Origin of the sequence: Acinetobacter sp. 197 (assembly GCF_048148385.1) — a bacterium.
GTDB classification, from domain to species: Bacteria; Pseudomonadota; Gammaproteobacteria; order Pseudomonadales; family Moraxellaceae; genus Acinetobacter; species Acinetobacter pecorum.
Genome location: NZ_JAYWZK010000019.1, coordinates 1 through 24,070 on the forward strand (window position 1 = coordinate 1; position 24,070 = coordinate 24,070).

The window sequence follows — 24,070 nt, forward strand, 5'->3', positions numbered from 1 at the left end:
CAAACAAGTCCTCAAACCCTGAAAAATCCTGCCCGCCCATATTGGAATAATATTGATGACTATTCCCACCTTGGCTATGGCTACTCTGTGGATGGTCTAATTCAAAATCATATTCTGCTTTTTTTTCTTCATTACTTAACACATCGTAGGCAACATTTACTTCTTGCATACGCTCTTGAGCATCAGCTTCTTTACTGACATCTGGATGATATTTTCTTGCAAGTTTACGATAAGCTTTTTTAATTTGCTCATCAGTTGCATCTCGAGATACACCTAATATTTCATAATAATTCTTGGCCATATCTACTCTATTTTATTGTTTATGTTTTAATCATTATTCAAATTTTTTAAAGATAAAAAAACCTTTTAAGGATTTTTCTTGTTATAAATTATTTCGTTGCACACAAAAAATAACACATTAAAATTATAGCATAATATAGTTTTTCTGATGACAGCTGCTATAGCTGATTACTTAATGGATTATCATAATAAAAACTATTATAAAATAGCATCTTACCCATAGGTATATCTGTACTCATGATTTTAGAATCATGCTAAATTTCTGCACATGTGGAACCAGTACCCGATATAAAAGCTTCTGCAGCCGCTTCTTTAACCTGTATGGCAGATCTGGTTACTCGCTAAGGCTTATTAAAATCGTGGAACATTCGATACAAAGTATCGTCCTCAGTTACGATCTATCCTATCCCGATTGATCGTTACATCTACTTTATACTTAAATGTAGATCTACCATCCGATTTCGTTGATACACAGACATATAGATCAGCTTAAGCCTGGATATATAAACTTCAATAAATTTTTGGCAGAGAAACTTATAGAATAAATACAGAACCTTATCTTTATAAAGCAGGATCTCCAAATAACTACCCATAAAAAAGAGTCCATATAAGACTCTTTTTTAATTCAGAAACAGATTTTAAATATTGATATGAATTTCTACAGATCGTGTTGAATAAACTCCAATTCAAACGAATATTCAAAATTAAGACTTATGCATAACTCCAGAATTAAGAAATGGCTTATAGGGCATATCGAAGTCATTGCATCTGCTCAATAGTGCAGAAGTTATAAAGGTCAAAAAGAAAGTAGAGTCTAAGCAGCATCAGTTGAATCAACTGTATAACATACTAATTTTTAATATATTAAGAAAATTTTTACCTATTTTTACCTATACAAAGCAAAAATGGGGTCACACAGCGTAGGACAGAGTCGGACAATACAGCCAATAAAAAAGCCTTTAAACATTGAGTTTAAAGGCTTTTCTAGATTCCGATGGATTACTTCGGAAAGAATTTTGGTGGGGTGGCGTCTACCAAACTAAAAGATTAATGTATTGATTTATATAAATTTTATAAAAATTAAAAAATCAACCATACATAACACCATACAAGATGCCAATTACTTAATATATCATTAACTTAAAAGCCTATTTATCGAGTTCAATTCTAACAATTGAAATTGAACTCGTCTAGGTTATGTATATCGTGTGGAAGCTATTGAGCAATAATTCGAGAGTCTAACGATTCCAGTCTCCAAATGTATTTCCTTCATCATCCATATAGATTCCATCTCCAAGATAAATAGCGCCATGCTCATCAGGGGCACAATCGCCAAAAATTTCTAACAGTTCAGCATTGACCGAATTCATTACAATATTCCGTGAGAACTCCTTTTCATCCGAGTTAAAACGGTGATAATCGGCTACCGAATACCCTAGTCCCTCTAATTCATCATCGGTCATTACACCTAATTTACTCTTCAAGCGACCTATTGAATGAATCCATTTTCTATCATCTTTAACAAAAACTTCCCCACCGTATGCTTCAGAGTCTTCAAAAGGCTCATAGCCATTTTCAACTGCTCGTTGCTTGCTCACCTCAAGCCATTCAAGAATATTCATAACCATTCCAACATTAAAACCTCTTTAAATTCTTATATCTTAAGCCCAAATATGAGTGGCCATTTTAAATAAAATTTTCTGTCTGGTTTCCAAAGCATCACGGTCAAATACATTGATACCTTCCAACTCATTTAGATCAAATTTCGCTCTAAATGCTTTAAAGTCTAGATTTGATTTATAAAAATCTTCTCGTAAAGTTTCATTCCATAAAAGCGTACCAGAGTATGTCTTCAACTTCTCTTCATAAGTTTCATTATTGCTCGAGATATTATCCTTACCTTTTAACAATAAGATACCACCTAGACGATTTCGCTCATTCACGAATAAGTCTTCTTGGTTATCAAATAACGCTAGGCTTTCTGCATTCCTTGAAAGTATATGTTCTATATGAAAACCGTTAACTGAGCCCGTGTTTGAAACTAAAGGTTGGTATGAATGTCTCATCTCCACATTCAGATTCTTTGCTAAAAAACCTTCAACCCTAGCAAAAAAATATCTCTTGAATCTAGCATTTAAATTATCACCAGTATTTTTAAACAAGGAATAATCAAAAGGATTCTCAGGTTGAACCTGTCTCTTTTTCTCTATTTGAGACTTGAGTTCGTTATCAAATACAGAACGTATGATAGACAAATCCTGCTCACGTATTTCACTTGAAATGCGGTAAAGAGATTCTTGAAAAGCATTACTTTCATAGCAATTCTGAAGTTGTAAAAGAGCAAAGAACCGATCTATCTCTTTAGCTATACTGTTTAACTTCTCATCTTCATTCGGATCATCAATGCTACAAACTGACAATCCTAACAAAAGGCTACCATCTAAATCATTTAAAGAGTTAAAAGTAAAATAAGAATTTGAATCATTTGATAATTTATTTAAAAGATTGGCATAAACTTTGGAATAGTAAGTAAAGTCTGCATCTAAAAAATCCACAACCCCCTTAGGATTGTGATCTAAGCATAATTTACTTTGAAAACTCGATGAGAAAATGATTCTATGGTAGTCACCATCAAACTTTTGCCCCTCGGCTCTCGTGTCAGCAAATTTAGACTTCAAATAGAATCTGAAGAATCTATCCGCCTCATCCTCGCTAAACTTGTTAATTTTTTTGAGGCTAGTTTCCCAAAGCTCATTATAATTTTTACTTTCTAAGAGTAATTTATCAATCTGACCTAATAATTTCCCTTTAAGAATCTCATAAGGCTTAAGTTTTACCCCCCTATCATTGATAACCTCAAAAACCATAGGAACATCTGTCTGCTCCACTGAAAGATTGATTAGCACTAATCGTCTTAAAAAGTAAAATACAAAAGTTTCCAACTTATGGTGGTTATCACCAATATATGTGTCAAACCATTCAGATATAACTTTGTAGTTTTTTACCATATTGACTGCAGTAAGACCCGAGTCTATTGGTGCTGTATCTGCATCACCCGAGTAAAGTGCATCTAGAGTCTTTAGATGCCCCTTATGATTCATCCAAAAGGTATTTTCAAAACCAACTTGTCCACAAATTTTTGCATCCACCCATTTACTTAATTTACTTTTGTTATCCACCAATCTACGGTACATATTAATAATAATTAAAGTAATGGTTGTAAGCCGTTGCTGACCATCGACAACATACACTTCACCATCAATAGTGTTGGTGACATAAGTATTAAGGTAGTACCAAGGATATTTAGTATCTATCACCTTTGGTTCGGGTGGTAAATCCGAATTAGCCGAATAAACTTCGTTAAATTTATAAAATACATCATCCAGTAGTCTATTTACTGGCTCAGCACTCCATTTATAATCTCTTTGATAAAAATCAATGTTGTACTGCGTATTTGAAAATAAAGTGTCAATATTTTGTTTGTCTGGAGAAACATCCATTAATTAAATACCCTCAAAAAATAAAAATGGCAGATAGGTATCTGCCATATAAAAATCAAATATCCAACTTCGGTAAAGCTCTAACAATCTTCATTGTTTCAAGGCTGACCGTAATCACACGTAAGAATAACTCAAGCGGGTATGCTGGGTTGTTCATTGTTTCAATTGCCCAATCGTTTGCATCGTTTACGATACCGCTGTCTTTATGAGTAGATACGCCCTGACGCTCCATAACCCACTCAAGCGCAGGCTTACCATTGACCACGTACTCATACGCCTCTACGGGGATGTCCTTGATGGTGATGCGCTTGTTATAAACGACCGTACCTTTTTCACCTTTCTTGGCAAACTTCATCTTTACGACATAGAAGTCTTCAGCGGTCAATTGATTGTACGCCGCGCTACCTGTATCCAATGTTGCTTTGTACGGCTCAATGTTTTCGTAGTTGAGATGCCAATGTGCAAGCTCACGACCTGCTTTAGAGAACGCCCAAAAATCTTCTGCTTTCTTCACGCATGGAATACGTGGCAACTCTTTAGTGAGGTTGTCCGCATAGCGTGTACGGTATTCTTCGCTATGGAGTAAACCGTAGGTGTAATAGAAGATGTCTTCTTTGGTGATTTGCTCGTTAGGGTATGCCGTTTGGAAGTGCTGTAAGCCTTCGTCACTGATGCCATCTTTGCGTTCGTACTTGGTTTCCGTCACGGTTAAATCAAGTGATTCATCGAATAAATCACCTGAACCGACATTCTTGTCTTCGAATACTTCTTCAAAGTAATACATCGGGAATGATTGGCTATTATATAAGGTTTTATACTCTGAAATTGACTCAACAAGCATGACTGAAAATTCTTTATTTTCACCACGACCTAAGACAACAATAGCTTTATTACAGTGATCGTATTCCTTTGGGAACATAGCCCCCATGAATGAGGTTCTTTCATTCAAGGACTTATCAAAGTACATCCAATGCTTTGAAAAAGGTCTATAGTAGATAGGCACGATGTTTTGAATATCAAATGCTAATCTTTTTTTATTATCTGCACTCTTTTTAAGATTTGCCGTCCAACTAATCTTAGTCGGATCATTTGAAAGCTGACCATTGTTATTGATTGAATCATTATAAAAGGAAATCATTCTCTTCACATTTGATTCTAATTGTGTTTTAGAGTAGTTAATTACCCAAGCATCTCTTCCTGTTAACAGTCCTTGAGAGTAGCAACAAAATATACTCTTACTATGTGAAAACTCTTTATCACCAATTAACATATAGTTTTGATAAGAATTGTCACGTTGGTTCAACCAATCTCCATGCTCATCAGGGACTTTTATTTCCCATCCATTTGAATTGGCAATGCCTTGAATACTCTTAAATTCTGAAATTTTTTCAAGCTTATCTTCACGGCTTAAATAATCTCCAATATCATGGAAATAGATTTGCCCATGCTTTTCTGCTTTGGGATTCTTCACTAATATTGAAATTGCAATGGGTGCACGACTACCACTACCGAAGATTTTCCCACCTTCTTGACGAGATTTTTCGCCTGAAGTTCGTTGATTTCCTCGCAAGTGGAAGATATACAAACTACTAAAGTCTTCAACCAAACACTTACGTAAGCCATCTGCCGTATTCGCATCAATAAAACCAGCATTCGTTACAAAACCGATAATACCTTGTGAGGATATACGATCACTTGCCCAACGAATCGCACGAATATAAGAATCGTATAACTTATTCTTTAAAGTTGCCGTTGAGTTCTTTGCATAGGTTTGTGCTATGCGCTGATCCAATTGAGGATAGGCAACATTCTGATTGTCATCATTTTCCGACTTTTGCCCTGCTGAATATGGAGGATTCCCAATAATCACTTGAATATCGAGTAATTTCTGACGTTTACGACGTGCGCTATTATCTACAAGAACTTGATCTACCAAATCCTCTTTCTCGTACATTTGAAAAGTATCGGTTAAACAAATCCCTTCAAATGGCGTGTATTCATCAATGATTTGGCTATGGTAAACCGCTTCAATATTGATGGCTGCAATGTAGTAAGCGAGTAATACAAGCTCATTGGCATGAATCTCGTTTTTGTACTTATAGACCAACTTATCCGATGGAATTAGACCACTTTGCAATAGGCGAGAAATGAACGTCCCTGTACCCGTGAATGGGTCAAGTACATGCACACCTTCATCCGCAAAGCTCTTACCAAACTCTTGCTTAAGTACATCATTGACACTGTGCAAGATAAAGTCCACCACCTCAACTGGTGTGTAGACAATACCAAGGCGTTCGGTCATACGAGGGAAAGCATTACGGAAGAACTTGTCGTAAAGCTCAACAATGATCTTCTGTTTACCTTCGGCACTATCAATACCCGATGCACGAAGCTTTACGCTGTCATAGAAGCGTTGTAGAGCTTCTGTTTCACTGTCTAAGTGATGTTGATCAAGTACATCTAAAACCTTCTGCATAGCTTGTGCCATTGGGTTTTTAGCGGCAAAGCTATACTCATCAAACAAGGCATCAAAGACAGGCTTGGTAATCAGGTGCTGTGCCAACATTTCAATGATTTCAGCATCCGATACCGCGTTGTTAAGGTCATCGCGGATCTCATAGGCAAATTCTTCAAAGACGGCGCGTTCTTTGTCACATTCAGGACGTTCTAGAATGTCTTTAATGAGCTTAATATGGGTTTGTGCAATCTTGGCAATGTCATTTGCCCAATCTTCCCAATGATGACGATTTCCGACCTTCTGAACTACCTTAGCAACGATAGCACGCTCAATCTCGCCCGATTCAAAACTGAAGGACTGTTGAACATCTTCAGCTTCATCTTTTTTCTTCTTGGTCGGTGTACCGATGCTTGTACCACCTTTGCCCGCACCTTTCTTTTTCGCTTTAACTGCAACTTTATCAGTTAATGCTATGACTTCCATTTTTGTTCGATCAATACCGTTCAAGTCCATTTTATTGATCATGGCATCGAAACGATCATCATGAGAACGTAGGGCATTTAAAACATCCCACACGACTTTATAAGTCTTGTTGTCATCTAACGCTTTATGAGCTTCCATACCAGGTGGAATCACAACAGGTAAAATTACATAACCACGTGTTTTGTTTGGTGCTAAGCGCATAACACGCCCAACAGACTGAACCACATCAACTTGTGAATTACGTGGTGTCAGGAATAACACGGCATCAAGTGCAGGCACATCTACACCTTCAGACAAGCAACGAACATTAGTTAGAACTCGGCAAATCGGACGCTCTACTCCATTTTCATCAACTTGTGGTTTAGGCGTTGCTTTCAACCAATTCAGCTTTTGTTCTTTTAGGTCTGCACCCATACCACCGTCGACATGCTGTGCTTCGCATACCAAACGGTGAGAGATTTCATTGCCTTCTTTATTTTCTGCTTGTTGATATGCTTCGACAACTTTATGAAAAATATTTGCAATTCGAGTAGAACTCACCTGATGTGTACGTGCTTTCTCGGTTTGGTCAATCACCTGACAGAATGCAAGTGCGCGTTGCATCGGATTAATATCTTCTTCAACATCCGCATGAATACCTTGTTTAGACAATGCTTTCCAACATCCGACAATACGTGCGGCATCATCGACGACAATATCGCTATTTTCAGTAATAAAACTACCAATTTTATTGATAATTGTTTCAGAATCTACAGTGAGTACGATGACCTTATAATCGACTAATAAGCCACGTTTCACTGCATCTGAAAAGTTAATGGTATAAAGAGTTTCACCAAATAACTTGTCGTCATCCATTGAAAAAAGAGTGAAATCAGTAGCATTATTTTTTAATTCAGTTGAATAAATACGTGGTGTAGCTGTCATATAAAGGCGTTTTTTGCCCAATATGAAACCACCATCATGAATCTTCACAAAGTTTGAATCATCTTCACTGTCGTGCGTTGAACCAGTCGTACGGTGTGCTTCATCGCAGATAATTAGATCAAATTCATACATCTGATGCTCGTTTTGGGCATCACTGACAGTTTGAATAGAATGATATGTTGAGAACACAACTGTCATGTGCTCGTCATCGTGATGCTTCTCGACGTTTTCAGCCAACTTCTTCGCATCTGTTGTCGCTGGATATTGCAGTTCATGTTCAAGGGTTGTGACTGCATCAATGACAGATCCTTTTTTCTTTTTGCCGACTTCTGTATCTGAACAGACTGCATAGCTATGCAACGGCGTTGTTGATTCTTGTGTCCATTCAGTCAATGTTTGGGATAACAAAGATAAACTTGGCACAAGGAACAATACGCGCTTGCCTTTACCCGCGCATTCTTCAGCGATTTTAAGACTTGTAAAGGTTTTACCTGTACCACATGCCATAATGAGCTTACCACGCTCAAGCTTCTGATCGTACAAGCCAATTTTCACATTCACTAAAGCGGCTTTTTGATGATCTCGAAGGTCTTTCTTCTTTTTGAAAACGACTTCTTTCTTTTCCGCGAACAATGACCAATCAATTGTGCTTTGCGCTAATGTTTCAAGATCAATTTTCGTGACAGGTGGGTCTTGGTTTTCCAAAGTCGCTAAAGCATTGTCTGACCATTCGTGTGTGGTACTGACTATGATACGACGTTTAAAATAAGTTTTGGATGCCGCCGATAAGAAACTATCAATTTCTGATTTCGTTACTTTTCGATCTGTATCATAGAGCTTGCATTGAATTGCGTGGAACTCGCCGTCTTTGGTCGTTGCGACAAGGTCAATGCCTGTATCTTTGCCCGACAATCCTTGTTCTTTTGCCCATTCGGTATAGGGTTGTACCGCCGCGAATAGATCGGCATAGAAGGGTTCATGCTCGAAATACTTAATACAAAGCAATTCGAAGTAAGTTCCTTTTTCTCGTTCTGTTTTTGCTGTTGTTCTATAAGTGTTAATTAAGTCAAAAAAAGCCGACATGACAAAGTCCAAGAGTGCCTCGATATATACCGCTATTTTAGGCAAAAAAATTACAAAACTAAAACATTAATTTAGGTCTCTCAGATGCGCTTTATTATGTGAAGTTTGCATCAAAATTTATTAATGATGAATCGGCTAGCTAAAATCAAAATCGAGCTTACAGTACAAATGAATGCATTCTACGGCAGATAATTATAAGTAAGTGTAGTTAATGCCAAAATTAGGTTAAGTTAGGTAGAAGTAAATATTAAGTTTTCACTTAAATGAAATATAAGAACTTTTCAAAAAAATTGCCGATTGATGAATGGTAGGCATACCGCATTTCGCTTATTTTCTAGGACATCACTCCATTTAATCACTGGCATGATTGAAGTTTTGCATAGCTGTAGCAGTGCAAAATCGAAAGGTGCTGTGTGATCTTGATTGTGGGTGAGCATGGGCGGTTTGTTTGTTGGTCTGATTATTCTTTTTCGTTCAGATTCGCTATCGCTCATCCTCTCGTTAATAATCATTACTCAGTATATTAATAGATATATGTTATTACTGTTATTAGGCCAACTTGTGCTCCAAAAATCTCTCTAAGTCATACAACATATGACTTAGAGTAAAATTGATCTTTAAAAAAACACCCCGAAATTTGCGAATTAAAACTTTCTCGCAAGGTCTTTCACGGCGTTTCGTTTCGCTTCATTCAGCCACGCGTAGCTCTCGATCGCATCGGGTAAATTTCGCTTATGTCTGCTGATACTCAGCTTGTCCTCTTGCTCTTTTCCGAATGGTTTCACTTGGGTGTAATACTGGTCTTTTTCGGTGAGCGTTGCTCGTTTGCTCAATTTAGTGAATTGCATTTTCTTGAATCCGCAAGTAATGATTTTGCGCAAGTTGCTTATGTGAAGGTCAGTGGTATCATCCGTAAAAGCTAACTTTGTCAGCGTTACTTCAATTCGCGCTCTGTGCTGGTCTTTCGATAAAGATTGACCGCCCTTGTCGGTTCGTTTGAAGTATGCTCTCACGCAGAATACATCACTCCGATGATCGCCCATGCCGATGTTGTAGCCATTTTCTACAAGCTCATAAAGCGCATGTGGGGCGGTCGGTATATCTCGCCGTGTCCATTTTGTTTTATAGGTTCGTAATAACCTAGCGTCTACTGGGTACTGCATGGCTTTGTGCAACTTGATGACTATAGCCGAACCATCACCTCCGTAAAAATCAAGAGATAATTCGATCGCATCAATAGTCATTGTTTCACATTTTGCACCGTACTCTTCGACCAGTAAATCAGTAATTTTCTTTAGATCGCTTTTATTCCGAATGTCATGCAGTCGAATTGTGAATGATGCATCATGCTGGGTGATGTGGTTGTCCTTATGTGCAATGTAGTGACGTATACCTGTACGCTTTGTGATTAACTCTTTAATGCGGCTACGTGCATTAGGTTCTTTGTAGAACTTGCACATAGTCGGGTCTACCGTAAACCTCAAGTCTAGCCAATCAATCACAGCTTTAATCTTTCGCACTGATGAAAACAGTTCAACATTGATAGGATAGTAAAGTTCAGCATCTTTTATGTTGTCAGCTAGGCGCTCCTGTAATGAGTCTAACAATGCATGAACTTCCGCTATGGGCGTTTCCATTGTGACCGCTATTGATTCGATTACCTTTGACTTTTTGGTTCGCTTCGTCTTTGACCATTTTGGTACACTGTCATCGTACTCACTGAGCAAAATATCCTTATCAAAGATAACTAGCTTTTTTTCATCCTTAAATAGTTCAAGCATGAAGCTATTTAACTCCGCTGTAGCTTTATCAGTCTCACGGTACTCGCGTGGGCTTAAATATTGTGTAATTTCCATATCTTGTCTAACTGCTGTGAATAGCAATAACTGCTACAATGAACACTAGTTCGTTGGTTACTTGCTCAGTTTTGCCGATTGTGTAAATGTGGAAAAGGAGATGTTTCAGCATCTCCTTTTTTTACTGCATCACCGTTTTGTTATTTGCGTCTCTTTAATTGACTACAAATCTCATCAACAATGAACGCAATATCAATTTTTACCTCCGTTGCAGCTTCAATATGATAAAAAATCAATTCTGCTGCTCCTTGAATACCTGATGGGGTACTGAGATCTACCGTGACATCCCCTGTATCGGCATGCTCGATAACATTCGCCACCTCACATTTAATAAATTCCCTCATTGCATCAGTACCCGTGACAGTTGTGTTATCACGTAAAATTACTTCGAGTTCATTTAAAGCGTCCATGCACTTCTCCTTTAGTTTCCTGCTTATGAGCATTAATGAAGGCTTTTAAACCTGCCTCTGTGTAGAACAGCTCACCATCAATCAAGTGATAATTGATGAGAAAACCGTCCTGTTCTTGCCACTTTCGTGGATTATGTTTCAAATAAGACCACCACTGTTTTGTAGTTCGCTTATTTAATTCCGCTGTTAACAATAGCGCCGCATTCCAAATGCTATACATTTCTTGCACTGCACTTTTCCTAACTAGTACTTTGAATTAAGTAACTTTCAAACGCCGTATTAATCAGAATCACTTTTTCACCATGATGTACCGCCGTAAACACAATTGAAGTATTGGATGTAAGTTCACTTGTAATTTCACATTCTGTATAGACTTCAAAGTACTCATTTAAAGTAAGGACTGTCACTTTCATTTATCTCTCCAACTTACACCATCAATTTTTGAGATTCATGCCACTTCAGAATCTCGCAATAATCAAAATAAGATTTTGATTGCATTGAACTTCCAAACTTATAGGCTCTTGGAAAGGTTGAATCTCTTTTCATTAACTTATCCAAGCCATCAGTACTTAAACCTAAAGCTTTAGCAGTATCTTTCTTGGTGAGTCGAATTGGTTGGATGTTCATAGTTACCTCAATTACAGCGTTTTGCCGATGAGGCTAGTATGAGATAAAGATATATGGATGTTCCAAGATTACGGCAGATCAAGCCTCCCGTAATCTTGAATACTTTTTATTCAAAAAATATTTTTATAGTTTTCTTTGATTATTTTTTATTCTTTAGAGGAAGGTAATGGTAAATTTTCCTCCTTACACCAATCAATAATAGTCTGAAAATCGCGCTCCTGATTGAAACATCTCAACGTGCAATTTACTAAATTCACCAAGTCTTCTTGATTATTAGCCATCTTGAAAGGTAAAACATTTTTAATAAACTGAATTCCCAGTCTCCTTCCTAAATCCATTCTTTTATTACGGATGTCGATATTAGTTACCTTCGGATTCAACTGAATAATTGGCTTATTCTGTAATTTTTTAATTTGTGCAAGACTGAATTTAATATCATTAAAAGAAAAAACTATATTTTCAACTAATCCCAATACAGCGACTACAGTTGAAAGTTCAACTGGAGAAGCATCGTCTTTATATAGCTCCTCAACACCTTCTGATAAGTTAATTCTTTTGATAATTACATTTTTATCTTCAGGATGTGAATAATTTGAAATGAAATGAGCTTTTTGAAAATGATAATTTTCCTTCAACAATACGCAACCTAGATTCTTAGACTCGTGTTTAAATTGAGTAATAGATAAGCTAGACGAGCTACTGATACAATTAAATAAGTCGATATTAGTTATATCCGAAATATCTAAACGCACATAACCAACATATTGTTTTTTGATCGAGTAAGCTAAATCTTCTGCTATTGAACACTCACATAAATCAAATTCTGTATTTAATTTAACGTATAAATCCAACAAACCATTCTTAACATAGTGTAAGAGGGTAAATTCATTACATTGCTGTTTAGTCATTTTTGATATTTCATCTAAAGCGACGGCGTAATCTACATAAGACATCATGCAGCCTCCTCTTCAGACATATCATCATCTTGAACCATAGCTTCAATAAAAGACTGAAGTACTCTTAGTTGTTTTGCATTGAATTTATTTTTTTCTAAACCGATATCGTTCCATGAATATTCCGTCAATTTATCAATTTCAAAACTATCAAACTCAAATGATTTGCCATTTGCTAAAGCATCTAAATAATCAGACCAGATTTGCATCATCTTTCTACGTTGCTCTAGATATAAAGCTTTGTTGTAGACACCTTCCACACCACCCAATTTATGCGCTAAAGCTGATTCAACCCACTCACGTCGAAAACCACGCTCACGTAATGCTGTACTCATAATATGTCGAAAACCATGTGGTGTTTGCTTACCGTTATAGCCCATTTTTTTTAAAGCATTTCCGAGCGTTGCATTTGAAATAGGTTCTTTACTAGAATTTCTCCCTCTAAATAAGTAAGGACTTGAACCACTGTATGCTTTTAACTCTTTTAACAACTCTATAACTTGTGATGAAAGTGGAATCGTATGTTCAACACGCTTCTTCATTTTATGTGCAGGAATTACCCATAGTTTTTCTTCAAAATCAAATTCAGACCATTCAGCACGGCGAATTTCATTTGGTCGAGTACCTAACATTAAGGCTAGCTGTAAACCAATTGCAGTTTGTCGTGTCGGATAATTTACGACTTTAACTAAGAGATCAGGCAATTCTTTTTCAGCAACATGAGGCATGTTTACACTTACATGCTTTTCAAGATGCTTATGAATATTAGCAACTGGGTTCTGATCTACCCGACCAGTCACTTCAGCTAAATCATAAATATCACGGCATAAAGCACAAACACGTTGCCCCATCTCAACAATCGGTTTCTTTGTTTTCGGATGCAGTTTTTTCTGAACTGTCTTAAATAAATCAAGCCATTCAACTTTTTTAATTGTCCGATAATCACGACTACCCATGAGAGGATAAACATGATTTCTTAGCGCCCCCTCATTTCGCACACGAGTATCATTTGTCCAAGTTTTACTTGCACAATATTCTTCAGCAAGTTTTTGAAACAAAAACTCACCACTACTTTGTTGGATCTGATCTTGTTTTTGTTGATCTTTAGCATCCTTCGGGTCAATACCATCAGAAAGTTGGTTTCGAGCCTCCATAGCTTTTTGTCTTGCTAATTTTCCGCTAACTTGAGGGTATGATCCTAGCCCTATAAATGTCCACTTACCCGTAGCTGGTTTTTTATACCTAAACTCCCAACGCTTTTTACCATCTCTCTTAATAACAAAATATAAATTATCGCCGTCGTTAATACGTTCTTCAGCTTTATTTGTTTCTAAAGCTTTTAGAACTGTATCAGCCATTGGAAATTTTGAAATATCTTCTTTAAACACAATAAACCTTTTCCGTGTATGGTCACACATCATTAAACTCAAACATACAAAACACCATACAAATGAGCCAATGCTATGTTTACGAATAATGCAGAATGTAAAGGCATAAAAAAAGCCCTAACTGTTGATAGTTAAGGCTTTTAGTTTGATATGTCATCATGTGAACGAATGACAATTAAGAATTTTGGTGGAGGTGGCGTCAATTGAACTCAAAACCTAACTCATTCATTTTAAAGCTCTTTTATTGAATAAAAAAATTCATTGACCCAATTTTGACCCATATCAGATTTAGTGTATTTAATCACTTAAAAATCCTGTTCAAATCCTAATTCAGGATTTGAACTAATGTACCGATTGTATCAACATTAATAGCAATATAAAATATTACGATATAATATATCACCATCAAGCAATTCTAAAAATTTAGAGCGAAATCATTGTAATGACAACATCAAATTTATGTGGCTTAGTCTAATAGCCACATAAATTCAATTTTCCAAATGATCCTTCAAAAATTACCATGAATGCTCTAATTGAATTCCAAAATTAGAACCATTAGATGTGTTATAGAAGCTACTATCTGGGTTAACCAAATCTCTCATCCGTTGTTCAGCTGCATTCCAAAATGCATATGTATAGTAAAGCCTCAGTTCAGGTCGATCATTATATCCATTTCCATGGAGAGTAAATGTTGGAGCAAATGTTATCTTCGTCAAATCACGTGTTTCACTACCTTGTTTAATTTGATCGTAGCCAATCTCACCAGTTAACTTGAAATGATCGCTTACTACATATGATGTTCGAGTACCGACAGATAACCACTTCGCATCTTCTTGCTGTTCGTAATCATTAATTTGATAAAGAATCTGAGCTTGCCCATTAAGTACTTTATTCGGACTTTGCCAATCCAATACATCAAGCATACGGATAGCAGTATTATCACGACTTAGACTGACATCCCCAGTATAACTTAACCCTGTGCCGGGTCCTTCACCATATTGAAATGCAACAGTATTTTTACCATTAAGAATATTTGATGTAATATTTTGAATAGTGAATGCCCAGCCATCATTATCATGATCAATATAAGACACACCAAAATTCAATTTATTTCTTTCATTTAACTTGATGTCACTCACTGTGAAATCATGTTTACTGATGTATTTATCCTGAAACAAATCATCTTTTCTTGAAAAAACATAACTAAGGGCAAAATTATCTAGTTTATAGTGGTCTATCCCGAAACCAGTTCCGCTTTCATTCCAATAAAAGAAATCAGACATGTTGATATCATTTCGATTGTAGTAGCGTCGTCCAGCCCAAAAATTACCTCCATTCAAGAATGAAACATTCGTCCAATCCAGATAAATCTGGTTCATCCGAGTGTATCCACTATCCCCACTAAATTTTAAAGATTTACCATAATCATTGTAGAATTGAACCATACCATTGATGTTAATTTTCGAATGATCTGAAAGCTCAGCTAACTCTTGTGATGCAAATACCTCACCATATTGCTCACATTCGTTGCCTAAACGGTATTTTGATGGAGCACCTGTCAGCTTAAAACACTCTTGCATGTCACCATGATCTGTACCCCCCATACCCGTACGGAAGTATCCATTTACTTCCACTGCAGATACAAATTGTGAAGACATAAGTAGTGCGGCACTATACATCCATAGCGTCTTTTTCATTTTAAAATTCCATTTTTTAGACAAAATTATCCAACTGACCTAAATAAATAGGTCAGCTGTAGTACACTCGTTAATTAAGAATTGACGAATTTAGTTAGGGCGAATCCCTTCAAATGCATTCTGTAATAAATGACGAATTGCATTTTTTTCGATAGGTTCTGGATTCCAGTACGGATTAGATAATGCAATCTCCGTTGCCTTATCTAGACCAGCTTCGGTTAAACCTAGCTCAGATAATGTAGTAGGTCCTTCTAACTCAGAAACGAGATCGAATAGTGCATTTGCAGCGGTACTTTCAGTTGCGCCTAATGCTCGTTTAATTCGCTCCATTGCCTCAGGTACTGCTTTTTCGTTGTACGCGATTGCATGAGGAAGGACGACAGTATGTGTTTGTGCATGTGGTAAGTTGAAGCTTCCACCCAACGTATGGCAAAGTTTATGATGAATAGCCATACCAACATTACCTAAGACATATCCACACAACCAAGCACCATACAAACACAAGCTACGTGCTTCAATATCTTGATCATTTTTCTTAAGAAGTCTTAACCCATCAGCTAATGCACGAATCCCTTCTTCAGCCAGTAAAGACATAATAGGATTACCATTTTGGGCATACAAACCCTCAGCTGCATGAGCTATTGCATTTATCCCACTGGTGATGGACATATCAAGAGGTAAGCTTAAAGTTAGTTCAGGATCATAAATCACTGTTTTCGGCAGGACTCTTGGATCTTTACCTGTTTTCTTGATCCCATTTTCAGTGATTCCATATACAGGTGTCATTTCTGAACCTGCATAAGTTGTCGGGATAGCAAGTATTGGTAGATCATACTCAAGAGCAATTGCTTTACCTAAACCTGTAGTTGAACCGCCACCCACTGCAATTGCACAGTCAGCCCCCAATTCTCTCGCTACAGCTACTGCTTCTTTCGCTGTTTCTACTGGTACATGCATGACAGCCTTAGGAAAAATACCAACAGAAGCACTTCCGAGTAATTCTGATATTTTCTCAGCTAGTCCAACCTGTTCAGGTGTTGATAGGATTAATGCCTTTTTTGCACCTAAAGCCTCTATTTCAGCCTTTAAATTTTTGAGGGAACCTGCTCCAAAAATTACTCTGCTCTGAGGGATGTCATATATAAACTCATTTTTCATTTCAAATATCCTTATGGCAATGGCGTAGGCTGATAGGCATAGAAAAGCCATGCGCTGTTTTCTTTTCTCCAAATGGCTAAAGACTTATTCTTTAGGTTTTTTTGAATATTTCCAGCAACTAACTCTGAATGCATTTCACCAAAAACAAGTGCAACATCACCAATAATTTGAATTTTAGAAATTGGGTGTTCAATCCATTTATAATCATAGAAACCACCAAATAACTTATCTAAATACGACTCTTTAGAATCAGTAATTCCACTAGTATGGGTATAAGTCATTTCAGGATGGGCCAGTTTGGCAAAATCCTCATAGCGTCTTTCAACGATTGCATTGAACCGCTCATCTTCCAGATTTTTAATTAAAATATCGTCCATTTGATTAACAGCACTCTATATAACTCAAGATACAATTAATCCTAACTTTAAAAAAAAAAGTAAAAAACAACGATTTAGGAAATTATATTTTCAAAAATGAAAGAATAATAAATATATAAAAAACGTAAAATAAAACATAAGCTTAAAAATCATACCAACTGTTATTAGCGATATTAATTTCTACAATTCATTCACTTATTTACTGAACTCTTAGTTCTTAGAAATAACTATATAATCAATATTCAAATATTAAAAAGGACCCCAATATGGATCCTTTCTAATTCACTCCCTCTCGAGTAAAACTAGGTCACTACTCTTTCAATAATGACCGCAATTCCTTGTCCCACACCAATACACATTGAACACAGGGCATAAGTACCACCCGTTTGTTCCAATTGATTCAGTGCAGTCGTCACCAAACGTGCACCTGAAGCACCGAGTGGATGACCAATCGCAATCGCACCACCATTTGGATTCACTTGCGTCGTATCGTCTGCCAGACCTAAATCACGGGTCACTGCTAGTGCCTGTGCAGCAAAAGCTTCATTCAGTTCAATCACATCCATCTGTTCGATTGTGAGATTGGCTTGTTTGAGGAGCTTCTTAATCGCAGGGGCTGGGGCAAAGCCCATGATGCGAGGTTCTACACCCACAGCAGTAGACGCAATAATCTTGGCACGTGGTTTAAGCTGGTACTGTTCAACGGCTTGTTCTGAAGCGATCAGTACAGCAGCCGCACCGTCATTGATGCCTGACGCGTTTCCCGCTGTGACGGTGCCTTCTGCTGTGACGACTGGCTTCAGTTTAGCCAAACCTTCTAATGTGGTCGATGCACGAGGATGTTCATCCGTGTCGATCACAATCGGATCACCCTTACGCTGCGCAATGCTCACAGGGATGATCTCGTGTTTAAAAAAGCCTTGAGCTTGCGCGGCTGTTGTGCGCTTTTGACTCGTCAAGGCAAACTGGTCTTGATCTGCACGATCAATATTAAATTGTTGTGCCACATTCTCTGCAGTCTGTGGCATGGTCTCTACACCATACATGGTTTTGAGCTTCGGATTGATAAAACGCCAGCCCATGGTGGTGTCTTCAATCTTTTGGCTACGACCATAAGCACTTTCTGATTTACCCATCACAAAAGGTGCACGTGACATGCTTTCTACGCCACCTGCAATAATCAGATTGGCTTCACCAGCTTTAATGGCACGGGCTGCAATCGCAATCGCATCTAAAGATGAACCACATAAACGGTTGATGGTGGTTGCAGGTACTTCGACCGGTAAACCTGCCAACAATGCAGACATACGTCCGACATTACGGTTATCTTCACCCGCTTGGTTGGCACAGCCGTAGATCACATCATCCACCTGTTTCCAGTCCACGCTTGGATTGCGTTGCATCAAAGCCTGAATAGGTAATGCACCCAAGTCATCGGCACGGACTGGGGCTAACCCCCCAGCATAGCGACCAAATGGGGTACGAATAGCATCTACGATGTACGCATTTTTCATAATTTTCTTCACTTCATCTTCCCACTCTTGCCAAGTAATTCTTCTCCTCTTAACAACAGTAGGAGAAGAATTACTTTCAATAAAAGTATCCCCCCTAATACAGGGAGATTCAGGGGGGATTCAATTCATCAACTCTGTTGTGTCGCATCAATCAGTGGAGCACCTGTCATCGCCTGCAATTCTGCAAAGCTTAAACCGTCCACTTTCTCAAGCACTTTTAAGCCTTCAGGCGTAACATCAATCACACATAGATCGGTGTAGATCCGATCGACACATTTCAGCCCTGTTGCTGGATAAGTCAGTTCTACCACGATCTTCGGTTCACCTTGTTTGGTGACATGATCGGTAGTGATAAACACTTTCTTGGCACCCACGGCTAAATCCATAGCACCACCCACGGCTGGAATCGCATCCGGTGCACCGGTATGCCAATTGGCCAAATCACCATTCGCTGCAATCTGGAATGCACCCAATACTGCAATATCCAAATGTCCACCACGCATCATGGCAAATGAATCACCATGATGGAAAAAGGCACCGCCTTGCAGCATGGTCACATATTCTTTACCAGCATTGATCAGCTCAGGATCTTCTTCACCTGCCGCTGGCGGTGGACCAAAAGCCAACAAGCCATTTTCAGAATGCAGGAACACATCTTTGTCACTTGGCAGGTAACTGGCAATCTTGGTGGGCAAGCCAATCCCAAGATTCACATAGGCACCATCCGGAATATCTTGTGCCACACGTTCCGCAATCTGGTTGCGGCTGAGTTTTTGATAGCTCATGAAAGTCTCCTGATTACACAGCAACAGGTTCAGGTTGTACCTGCACCACATGTTGAACGAAGATGCCTGGGGTAATGATATGTTCTGGGTCTAATTCACCCAGTTCCACCACTTCAGACACTTGGGCAATGGTCACACCTGCTGCCATGGCCATGATTGGACCAAAGTTGCGTGCAGATTTACGATAGACCAGATTGCCCCAACGGTCGCCTTGCTGTGCTTTAATCAAAGCGAAGTCGGCTTTGATGGGATATTCCAACACATAATCTTTACCGTCGATGTGACGGGTTTCTTTGCCTTCAGCCAATAAGGTGCCATAGCCTGTAGGGGTAAAGACTGCACCGAGTCCCATGCCTGCAGCTTGAATACGGCAGGCCAAATTGCCTTGTGGCACCAGTTCCAGTTCGATTTTGCCTGCACGATAGAGTTCATCAAAAACCCAAGAATCTGACTGACGCGGAAAAGAACAGATGACTTTTTTAACGGCACCGGCTTTAAGCAGTTTCGCCAGACCATAATCGCCATTGCCTGCGTTGTTGCTGACAATCGTTAAGTCTTTAATGCCGAGTTGAATTAAGCCATCGATCAGTTCTGCAGGTTGTCCTGCGGTACCAAAACCACCAATCATGATGGTTGAGCCGTCGGTGATTTGGGAGAGCGCTTCCTGAATAGAAGCCGCAGTTTTATTAATCATTATGCAGCCTCTGCCTTTTCCTTATTTAAAATGAAATCAAAATCTAGAGTATAAAAAGGTGCATTTTGGTATTCACCATTCGGAGCTGTTCCACTCTCATGTTTTACCCATTCCGCAATCAGTGAAGTTCGTACTCCAAATACGGCATCTGAATCTAAATATTCGCCAGCATCTTTAAATACATGCGTTACCAAACGCTCATAGCCGGGAGCAGAAATCATGAAATGTAAGTGAGCAGGTCTCCAAGGATGACGATTTAATGCTTCAAGCATTTTTCCTACAGGACCATCATGTGGAATTGGATAGGCTTCGGGAACAATGGTTTGAAAGTGATATTTACCATCTTTATCCGCATGGAATACAGCGCGACCTTGGTATTGTTCAAGATGTTCTTTCTGAACATCATAAAAACCTTCATCATCTGCTTGCCAAACTTCAATCTCGGCATTAGGAATAATTTGACCATCTATTCCTTTGATGACACCATTAACAAACCAAGATGTACCTTTAACCCCCGCACTCATATTGCTTCCTAACTCTAAATGTGGGGCATCTTGAACGTGAAATGGACCAAATACTGTTGCTTCAGTACAGCCAATCGGCTTTTTGTGGTTTTGAGCAATGACTAAAGTGGATAGACCAAGTGTGTCAGATAAAAGAATAAATTCTTGACGTGTTGGACTACAAATTTGCCCAACATCCGTTAGGAACTTCACACCAATTTCCCACTCTTCTTCAGTTAATTGAACTTCACGGGCAAATGAATGAAGATGCTGAACTAAGGAGTGCATTACATCTTTTAACCGATCATTCGAAGCAGAAGAGTTTCTTTCAATAACAGCTTGCGTGATTGTTCTTTCATCTAAATTTTTCATAATTTTTCCATAAAATGAATCTAACTCCTATATTTCTCATGCTAAGCTGTTAATTATTGAAATAAAATGTTGGTTGAGAAAATCTTTATTTCATATTGGAAATAATAGGAAGGGATTGTATGGACAGATTAACGAGCATGGAGTTATTCGTTGCTGTTGCGGAGCTAGGCACACTCAATAAAGCTGCTGAAAAATTAGATATCTCTAATGCTGCTGCAACTAGGCATATTGCTGCTCTCGAGAGTAGGCTCAATGTAAGATTGATTGAACGAAGTACTCGTCGCTTATCTTTGACAACTATTGGACTCGAATATTATAAAAAGTGTAAAGACTTACTTTCAGAAATTGACCAAGCAGAATCCTCAATCAGTTCTGCCGCTGTTGAACCTGAAGGGACTGTGACGATCACATCCTCAATTTCGTTTGCAATTATGCATATCACGCCCTTAATCCCTAAATTTAATAAACTTTATCCTAAAATTAAAATCAATTTGATTGGTGCTAATCGCTACCATGACATTATTGATAGCAACATCGATATTGCTATCAGGACTCGCGAATTTGAACCAGATTCCAATTTAACTATTCGAAAACTAGCGACGACACATCGAATTTTAGCAGCCTCTTACGACTACATTAAACGGAAAGGTAAACCAAAAACTATCGAAGAACTCCAAGATCATGACATTTTGCTCTACAGTCATGCGAATAATCCGAGAATTCTAAGTTTTAGCAAAGATGATGAAATTAAAAACTTTGTATTAGATCCAATCATGGAAACCAATGATGGTCAAATTGTTAGATCAGCCGCTTTGAACGGTGCAGGTATTTTAATTCAACCTCTTTATATTATTTATCAAGACATTGTAGAAGGTAGGCTTATTCCAATTCTAACAGATTGGAAACTTCCAGAACTTACGGTCAATATTGCCTTTCAAAGTAGGCAATTTATGCCGATTAAAAATAGATTATTTATAGATTTCTTAATCGAAGACTTTAAAAATAAAGAATATGAACGTTACTGGAGTTCCATTCAATAACTGCACTTTGAGCTATGGAATATGCCAATCATTTCCCTAAACCATCATTGATATAGCATTCACAAATGATTATTTCAAAATTGAAATAATCATTTCCTTAAAAGTTCTTTATACACATATTAGAAAAAGCTAACTTTCATGTATTCAAAATTGGAAAGTTCTTTACAGGAGTTTTATTTTGCAAAAAGATAAATTAAAAGTTGCGCTTTTAGGTATTACCCACCCGCACACTTCAGGACGAGTAAAAGCACTACAACGTCGTCAAGATATTGAGATTTATGGTGCCGCAGATCATAGCGAACTTTTAAAGCCTTTTTGTGAGGCTTTGAATCTTACTGAACGTACTAAAGAAGACATTTTAAGTAATCCAGATATTGATATCGTTCTGGTTCATTCAAAAAGCTATGAAATGGCCGATTTAACAATCGCTGCATTACAAGCAGGAAAAGCTGTTTTAGTTGAAAAACCAGCTGGCCGAGGTGTAGCAGATACTCAACGCATTGTTGATGCTGTTAATGAAAATAATGGCTTTGTTCAGGTTGGTTACTGCTGGCGTTTCGCCCCTTCAATCAACGTAATGCATGATGTTATTCAGCAAGGTAAAATCGGTAAAGTTTTACAAATTCGTGCTCATGCTGGTTGCTCACATAATGAAGCTGAAACCGCACATATGAGACAGCCTGGCGATCTTGGTGGCGCATTCTTCGTTATTGGTTGTCATTTATTTGACCGCGTACTTCATCATTTTGGTATGCCTAAATCTGTGAATGCACGTATTACCAAATTCAAAGATTTCAAAGGTGAAGAATCTCGCGAAGATGCTGCAGGTGCGATTCTTAACTATGATGATAAAATTGTTGTTGTAGACTTTATGTCTTGGGATGTTCTTCCTTGGACTGAAAGTTGGGATATGACTGCATATGGCACTGAAGGTATCATGTCTTCACGTTCATTACCTTCATCTTACAAACTTTATCAAACTGGTAATATTGAAGGTACTACGGAAGGCTGGACAGAGTGGCATGAGACAAGTTTCCCTGAGATTTGGGCTACGAAGAAAACTGAATATTCTCCAGATATTGCTGAAATCGGTAACCCTGTCTATTTTGATCGTGAACTAAACGCATTCTTAGATTCGTATCAAAATGGAAAACCATCTCAGGTACCAGCCACTCAAGCTCATAACATTTCAGTTCTACTTGCGGCATTATTTGATTCTGCAGGTAAAGATGGCACAGAAGTCTTTCTATAATCATTAAATAAAAATGCAACTACTTATATAGTTGCATTTTTACTTTTATTTGAGATTTTATGAATAAAGAAATTAGAGTTGTTGCTAAATTAGAAATCCAACGAGAACACATTAATCAAGTTATTGAAGTATTTAAAGAGCTCGTTAATAAGACCCGTAAAGAGTTCGCTTGCTTACAATATGATTTACATCAAGAGGTACATGATCCTGCTACATTAATCTTTTTTGAGAAATGGAGAACGATGGATGACTTAAATAAACATTTAAAAACAGCGCACTTTATTGCCTGTTTTAAAGAAGTTGGAAGAATGGTTGAGCATAATGAAACTCGCATTCTAGAGAAAATATAATAGTATATCCAACAGACCTCTTGCGAAAGTAAAAACTGCCTCAATATAGATTTCATGAAATATCAGAAATTAAATCGTTTTTCAGATTCTGAATTCCAGCGCTTGGTTAGAGGTGGATCAGGAAATTTGAACAACACTTATAAGTGATATTTTGCTCCCCAAATGATGCTATAAACATCAATATATGGAGTATTTTATGGCACGTAGACCAAGAAGAAATCATTCAAATGATTTTAAAGCTAAGGTAGCACTTGCTGCGATTAAAGCAAAAAAAACACTTGCTGAATTGAGTGCTGAATTTGATGTTCATCAAAACCAAATTATCGACTGGAAAAATCAACTGATT

The 24,070-nt window shown here is 37.8% G+C and carries 21 protein-coding genes; 4 read left to right on the top strand and 17 right to left on the bottom strand.

The genetic code is table 11. From position 1 onward, the window contains the following. From VXQ11_RS14820 to VXQ11_RS14900, 17 genes are all read right to left on the bottom strand, one after another. Positions 1-301: DnaJ domain-containing protein (locus VXQ11_RS14820; RefSeq protein WP_416706357.1), on the bottom strand; the 301-nt coding region annotated here is incomplete at its 3' end. Positions 302-1,538: 1,237 nt separating this feature from the next. Then, positions 1,539-1,922 carry a hypothetical protein gene (locus VXQ11_RS14825; RefSeq protein ID WP_416706358.1) on the bottom strand — a complete coding sequence of 128 codons (384 nt, stop codon included), beginning with the start codon at positions 1,920-1,922 and terminating at the stop codon, positions 1,539-1,541. Positions 1,923-1,961: 39 nt separating this feature from the next. Further along, the gene (locus VXQ11_RS14830) at positions 1,962-3,800 is read right to left on the bottom strand and encodes a DUF262 domain-containing protein (protein WP_168526696.1); all 1,839 of its coding nucleotides are present in this window, start codon (positions 3,798-3,800) and stop codon (positions 1,962-1,964) included. Between the two features lie 55 nt (positions 3,801-3,855). Further along, positions 3,856-8,748: a DEAD/DEAH box helicase gene (locus VXQ11_RS14835; protein ID WP_416706359.1), complete on the bottom strand. Its 4,893-nt coding sequence runs from the start codon at positions 8,746-8,748 to the stop codon at positions 3,856-3,858. A gap of 644 nt (positions 8,749-9,392) precedes the next feature. After that, complete coding sequence (locus tag VXQ11_RS14840) at positions 9,393-10,604, bottom strand: hypothetical protein (RefSeq protein WP_416706360.1); 1,212 nt, start codon at positions 10,602-10,604, stop codon at positions 9,393-9,395. Between the two features lie 140 nt (positions 10,605-10,744). After that, positions 10,745-11,014: a hypothetical protein gene (locus VXQ11_RS14845; RefSeq protein WP_034671305.1), complete on the bottom strand. Its 270-nt coding sequence runs from the start codon at positions 11,012-11,014 to the stop codon at positions 10,745-10,747. Next, positions 10,998-11,234, bottom strand: coding sequence for a hypothetical protein (locus tag VXQ11_RS14850; protein WP_111812745.1), 237 nt, complete (start codon positions 11,232-11,234; stop codon positions 10,998-11,000). The genes VXQ11_RS14845 and VXQ11_RS14850 overlap by 17 nt, the downstream gene beginning before the upstream one ends. 206 nt (positions 11,235-11,440) lie before the next feature. Next, positions 11,441-11,641 carry a helix-turn-helix transcriptional regulator gene (locus VXQ11_RS14855; protein WP_051590408.1) on the bottom strand — a complete coding sequence of 67 codons (201 nt, stop codon included), beginning with the start codon at positions 11,639-11,641 and terminating at the stop codon, positions 11,441-11,443. A gap of 146 nt (positions 11,642-11,787) precedes the next feature. Continuing rightward, entirely contained in the window at positions 11,788-12,597 is an 810-nt protein-coding gene (locus tag VXQ11_RS14860) for a hypothetical protein (protein WP_416706361.1), read from the bottom strand. Then, positions 12,594-13,982 carry a tyrosine-type recombinase/integrase gene (locus VXQ11_RS14865; RefSeq protein WP_416706362.1) on the bottom strand — a complete coding sequence of 463 codons (1,389 nt, stop codon included), beginning with the start codon at positions 13,980-13,982 and terminating at the stop codon, positions 12,594-12,596. The genes VXQ11_RS14860 and VXQ11_RS14865 overlap by 4 nt, the downstream gene beginning before the upstream one ends. 515 nt (positions 13,983-14,497) lie before the next feature. After that, the gene (locus tag VXQ11_RS14870) at positions 14,498-15,679 is read right to left on the bottom strand and encodes a maltoporin (protein ID WP_086174828.1); all 1,182 of its coding nucleotides are present in this window, start codon (positions 15,677-15,679) and stop codon (positions 14,498-14,500) included. A 90-nt stretch (positions 15,680-15,769) separates the two neighbouring features. Beyond that, positions 15,770-16,837, bottom strand: coding sequence for a maleylacetate reductase (locus tag VXQ11_RS14875; protein ID WP_086174829.1), 1,068 nt, complete (start codon positions 16,835-16,837; stop codon positions 15,770-15,772). 11 nt (positions 16,838-16,848) lie between these two features. Beyond that, positions 16,849-17,214: a nuclear transport factor 2 family protein gene (locus tag VXQ11_RS14880; RefSeq protein WP_086174830.1), complete on the bottom strand. Its 366-nt coding sequence runs from the start codon at positions 17,212-17,214 to the stop codon at positions 16,849-16,851. 302 nt (positions 17,215-17,516) lie between these two features. Continuing rightward, positions 17,517-18,728: a 3-oxoadipyl-CoA thiolase gene (pcaF, locus tag VXQ11_RS14885; RefSeq protein ID WP_416706363.1), complete on the bottom strand. Its 1,212-nt coding sequence runs from the start codon at positions 18,726-18,728 to the stop codon at positions 17,517-17,519. A 128-nt stretch (positions 18,729-18,856) separates the two neighbouring features. Continuing rightward, a complete protein-coding gene (locus VXQ11_RS14890) occupies positions 18,857-19,513 on the bottom strand; it encodes a 3-oxoacid CoA-transferase subunit B (protein WP_416706364.1) in 657 nt (218 codons plus the stop codon). Positions 19,514-19,526: 13 nt separating this feature from the next. Then, a complete protein-coding gene (locus VXQ11_RS14895) occupies positions 19,527-20,207 on the bottom strand; it encodes a 3-oxoacid CoA-transferase subunit A (protein ID WP_416706365.1) in 681 nt (226 codons plus the stop codon). Then, positions 20,207-21,082 (bottom strand): intradiol ring-cleavage dioxygenase, encoded by an 876-nt coding sequence (locus VXQ11_RS14900; RefSeq protein WP_416706366.1) that lies wholly within the window; start codon positions 21,080-21,082, stop codon positions 20,207-20,209. Before VXQ11_RS14900 ends, VXQ11_RS14895 begins: the two co-directional genes overlap by 1 nt. A gap of 119 nt (positions 21,083-21,201) precedes the next feature. Between VXQ11_RS14900 and VXQ11_RS14905 the strand changes: the two genes are divergently transcribed. The 4 genes from VXQ11_RS14905 to VXQ11_RS14920 form a co-directional block, all read left to right on the top strand. After that, the gene (locus VXQ11_RS14905; protein ID WP_416706367.1) at positions 21,202-22,122 is read left to right on the top strand and encodes a LysR family transcriptional regulator; all 921 of its coding nucleotides are present in this window, start codon (positions 21,202-21,204) and stop codon (positions 22,120-22,122) included. Positions 22,123-22,300: 178 nt separating this feature from the next. Beyond that, the gene (locus VXQ11_RS14910; protein ID WP_416706368.1) at positions 22,301-23,374 is read left to right on the top strand and encodes a Gfo/Idh/MocA family protein; all 1,074 of its coding nucleotides are present in this window, start codon (positions 22,301-22,303) and stop codon (positions 23,372-23,374) included. Between the two features lie 59 nt (positions 23,375-23,433). Continuing rightward, positions 23,434-23,724 (top strand): putative quinol monooxygenase, encoded by a 291-nt coding sequence (locus VXQ11_RS14915; protein ID WP_416706369.1) that lies wholly within the window; start codon positions 23,434-23,436, stop codon positions 23,722-23,724. Positions 23,725-23,920: 196 nt separating this feature from the next. Then, the coding region (locus tag VXQ11_RS14920; RefSeq protein WP_416706370.1) for a transposase at positions 23,921-24,070 on the top strand (150 nt) is incomplete at its 3' end.

Excerpts from the sequence above, each read along its gene's own strand:
- VXQ11_RS14825 (WP_416706358.1), bottom strand. The coding sequence starts at position 1,922 with ATGAATATTCTTGAATGGCTTGAGGTGAGCAAGCAACGAGCAGTTGAA.
- VXQ11_RS14830 (WP_168526696.1), bottom strand. The coding sequence starts at position 3,800 with ATGGATGTTTCTCCAGACAAACAAAATATTGACACTTTATTTTCAAAT.
- VXQ11_RS14835 (WP_416706359.1), bottom strand. The coding sequence starts at position 8,748 with ATGTCGGCTTTTTTTGACTTAATTAACACTTATAGAACAACAGCAAAA.
- VXQ11_RS14840 (WP_416706360.1), bottom strand. The coding sequence starts at position 10,604 with ATGGAAATTACACAATATTTAAGCCCACGCGAGTACCGTGAGACTGAT.
- VXQ11_RS14845 (WP_034671305.1), bottom strand. The coding sequence starts at position 11,014 with ATGGACGCTTTAAATGAACTCGAAGTAATTTTACGTGATAACACAACT.
- VXQ11_RS14850 (WP_111812745.1), bottom strand. The coding sequence starts at position 11,234 with ATGTATAGCATTTGGAATGCGGCGCTATTGTTAACAGCGGAATTAAAT.
- VXQ11_RS14855 (WP_051590408.1), bottom strand. The coding sequence starts at position 11,641 with ATGAACATCCAACCAATTCGACTCACCAAGAAAGATACTGCTAAAGCT.
- VXQ11_RS14860 (WP_416706361.1), bottom strand. The coding sequence starts at position 12,597 with ATGATGTCTTATGTAGATTACGCCGTCGCTTTAGATGAAATATCAAAA.
- VXQ11_RS14870 (WP_086174828.1), bottom strand. The coding sequence starts at position 15,679 with ATGAAAAAGACGCTATGGATGTATAGTGCCGCACTACTTATGTCTTCA.
- VXQ11_RS14875 (WP_086174829.1), bottom strand. The coding sequence starts at position 16,837 with ATGAAAAATGAGTTTATATATGACATCCCTCAGAGCAGAGTAATTTTT.
- VXQ11_RS14880 (WP_086174830.1), bottom strand. The coding sequence starts at position 17,214 with ATGGACGATATTTTAATTAAAAATCTGGAAGATGAGCGGTTCAATGCA.
- pcaF (WP_416706363.1), bottom strand. The coding sequence starts at position 18,728 with ATGAAAAATGCGTACATCGTAGATGCTATTCGTACCCCATTTGGTCGC.
- VXQ11_RS14890 (WP_416706364.1), bottom strand. The coding sequence starts at position 19,513 with ATGAGCTATCAAAAACTCAGCCGCAACCAGATTGCGGAACGTGTGGCA.
- VXQ11_RS14895 (WP_416706365.1), bottom strand. The coding sequence starts at position 20,207 with ATGATTAATAAAACTGCGGCTTCTATTCAGGAAGCGCTCTCCCAAATC.
- VXQ11_RS14900 (WP_416706366.1), bottom strand. The coding sequence starts at position 21,082 with ATGAAAAATTTAGATGAAAGAACAATCACGCAAGCTGTTATTGAAAGA.
- VXQ11_RS14905 (WP_416706367.1), top strand. The coding sequence starts at position 21,202 with ATGGACAGATTAACGAGCATGGAGTTATTCGTTGCTGTTGCGGAGCTA.
- VXQ11_RS14915 (WP_416706369.1), top strand. The coding sequence starts at position 23,434 with ATGAATAAAGAAATTAGAGTTGTTGCTAAATTAGAAATCCAACGAGAA.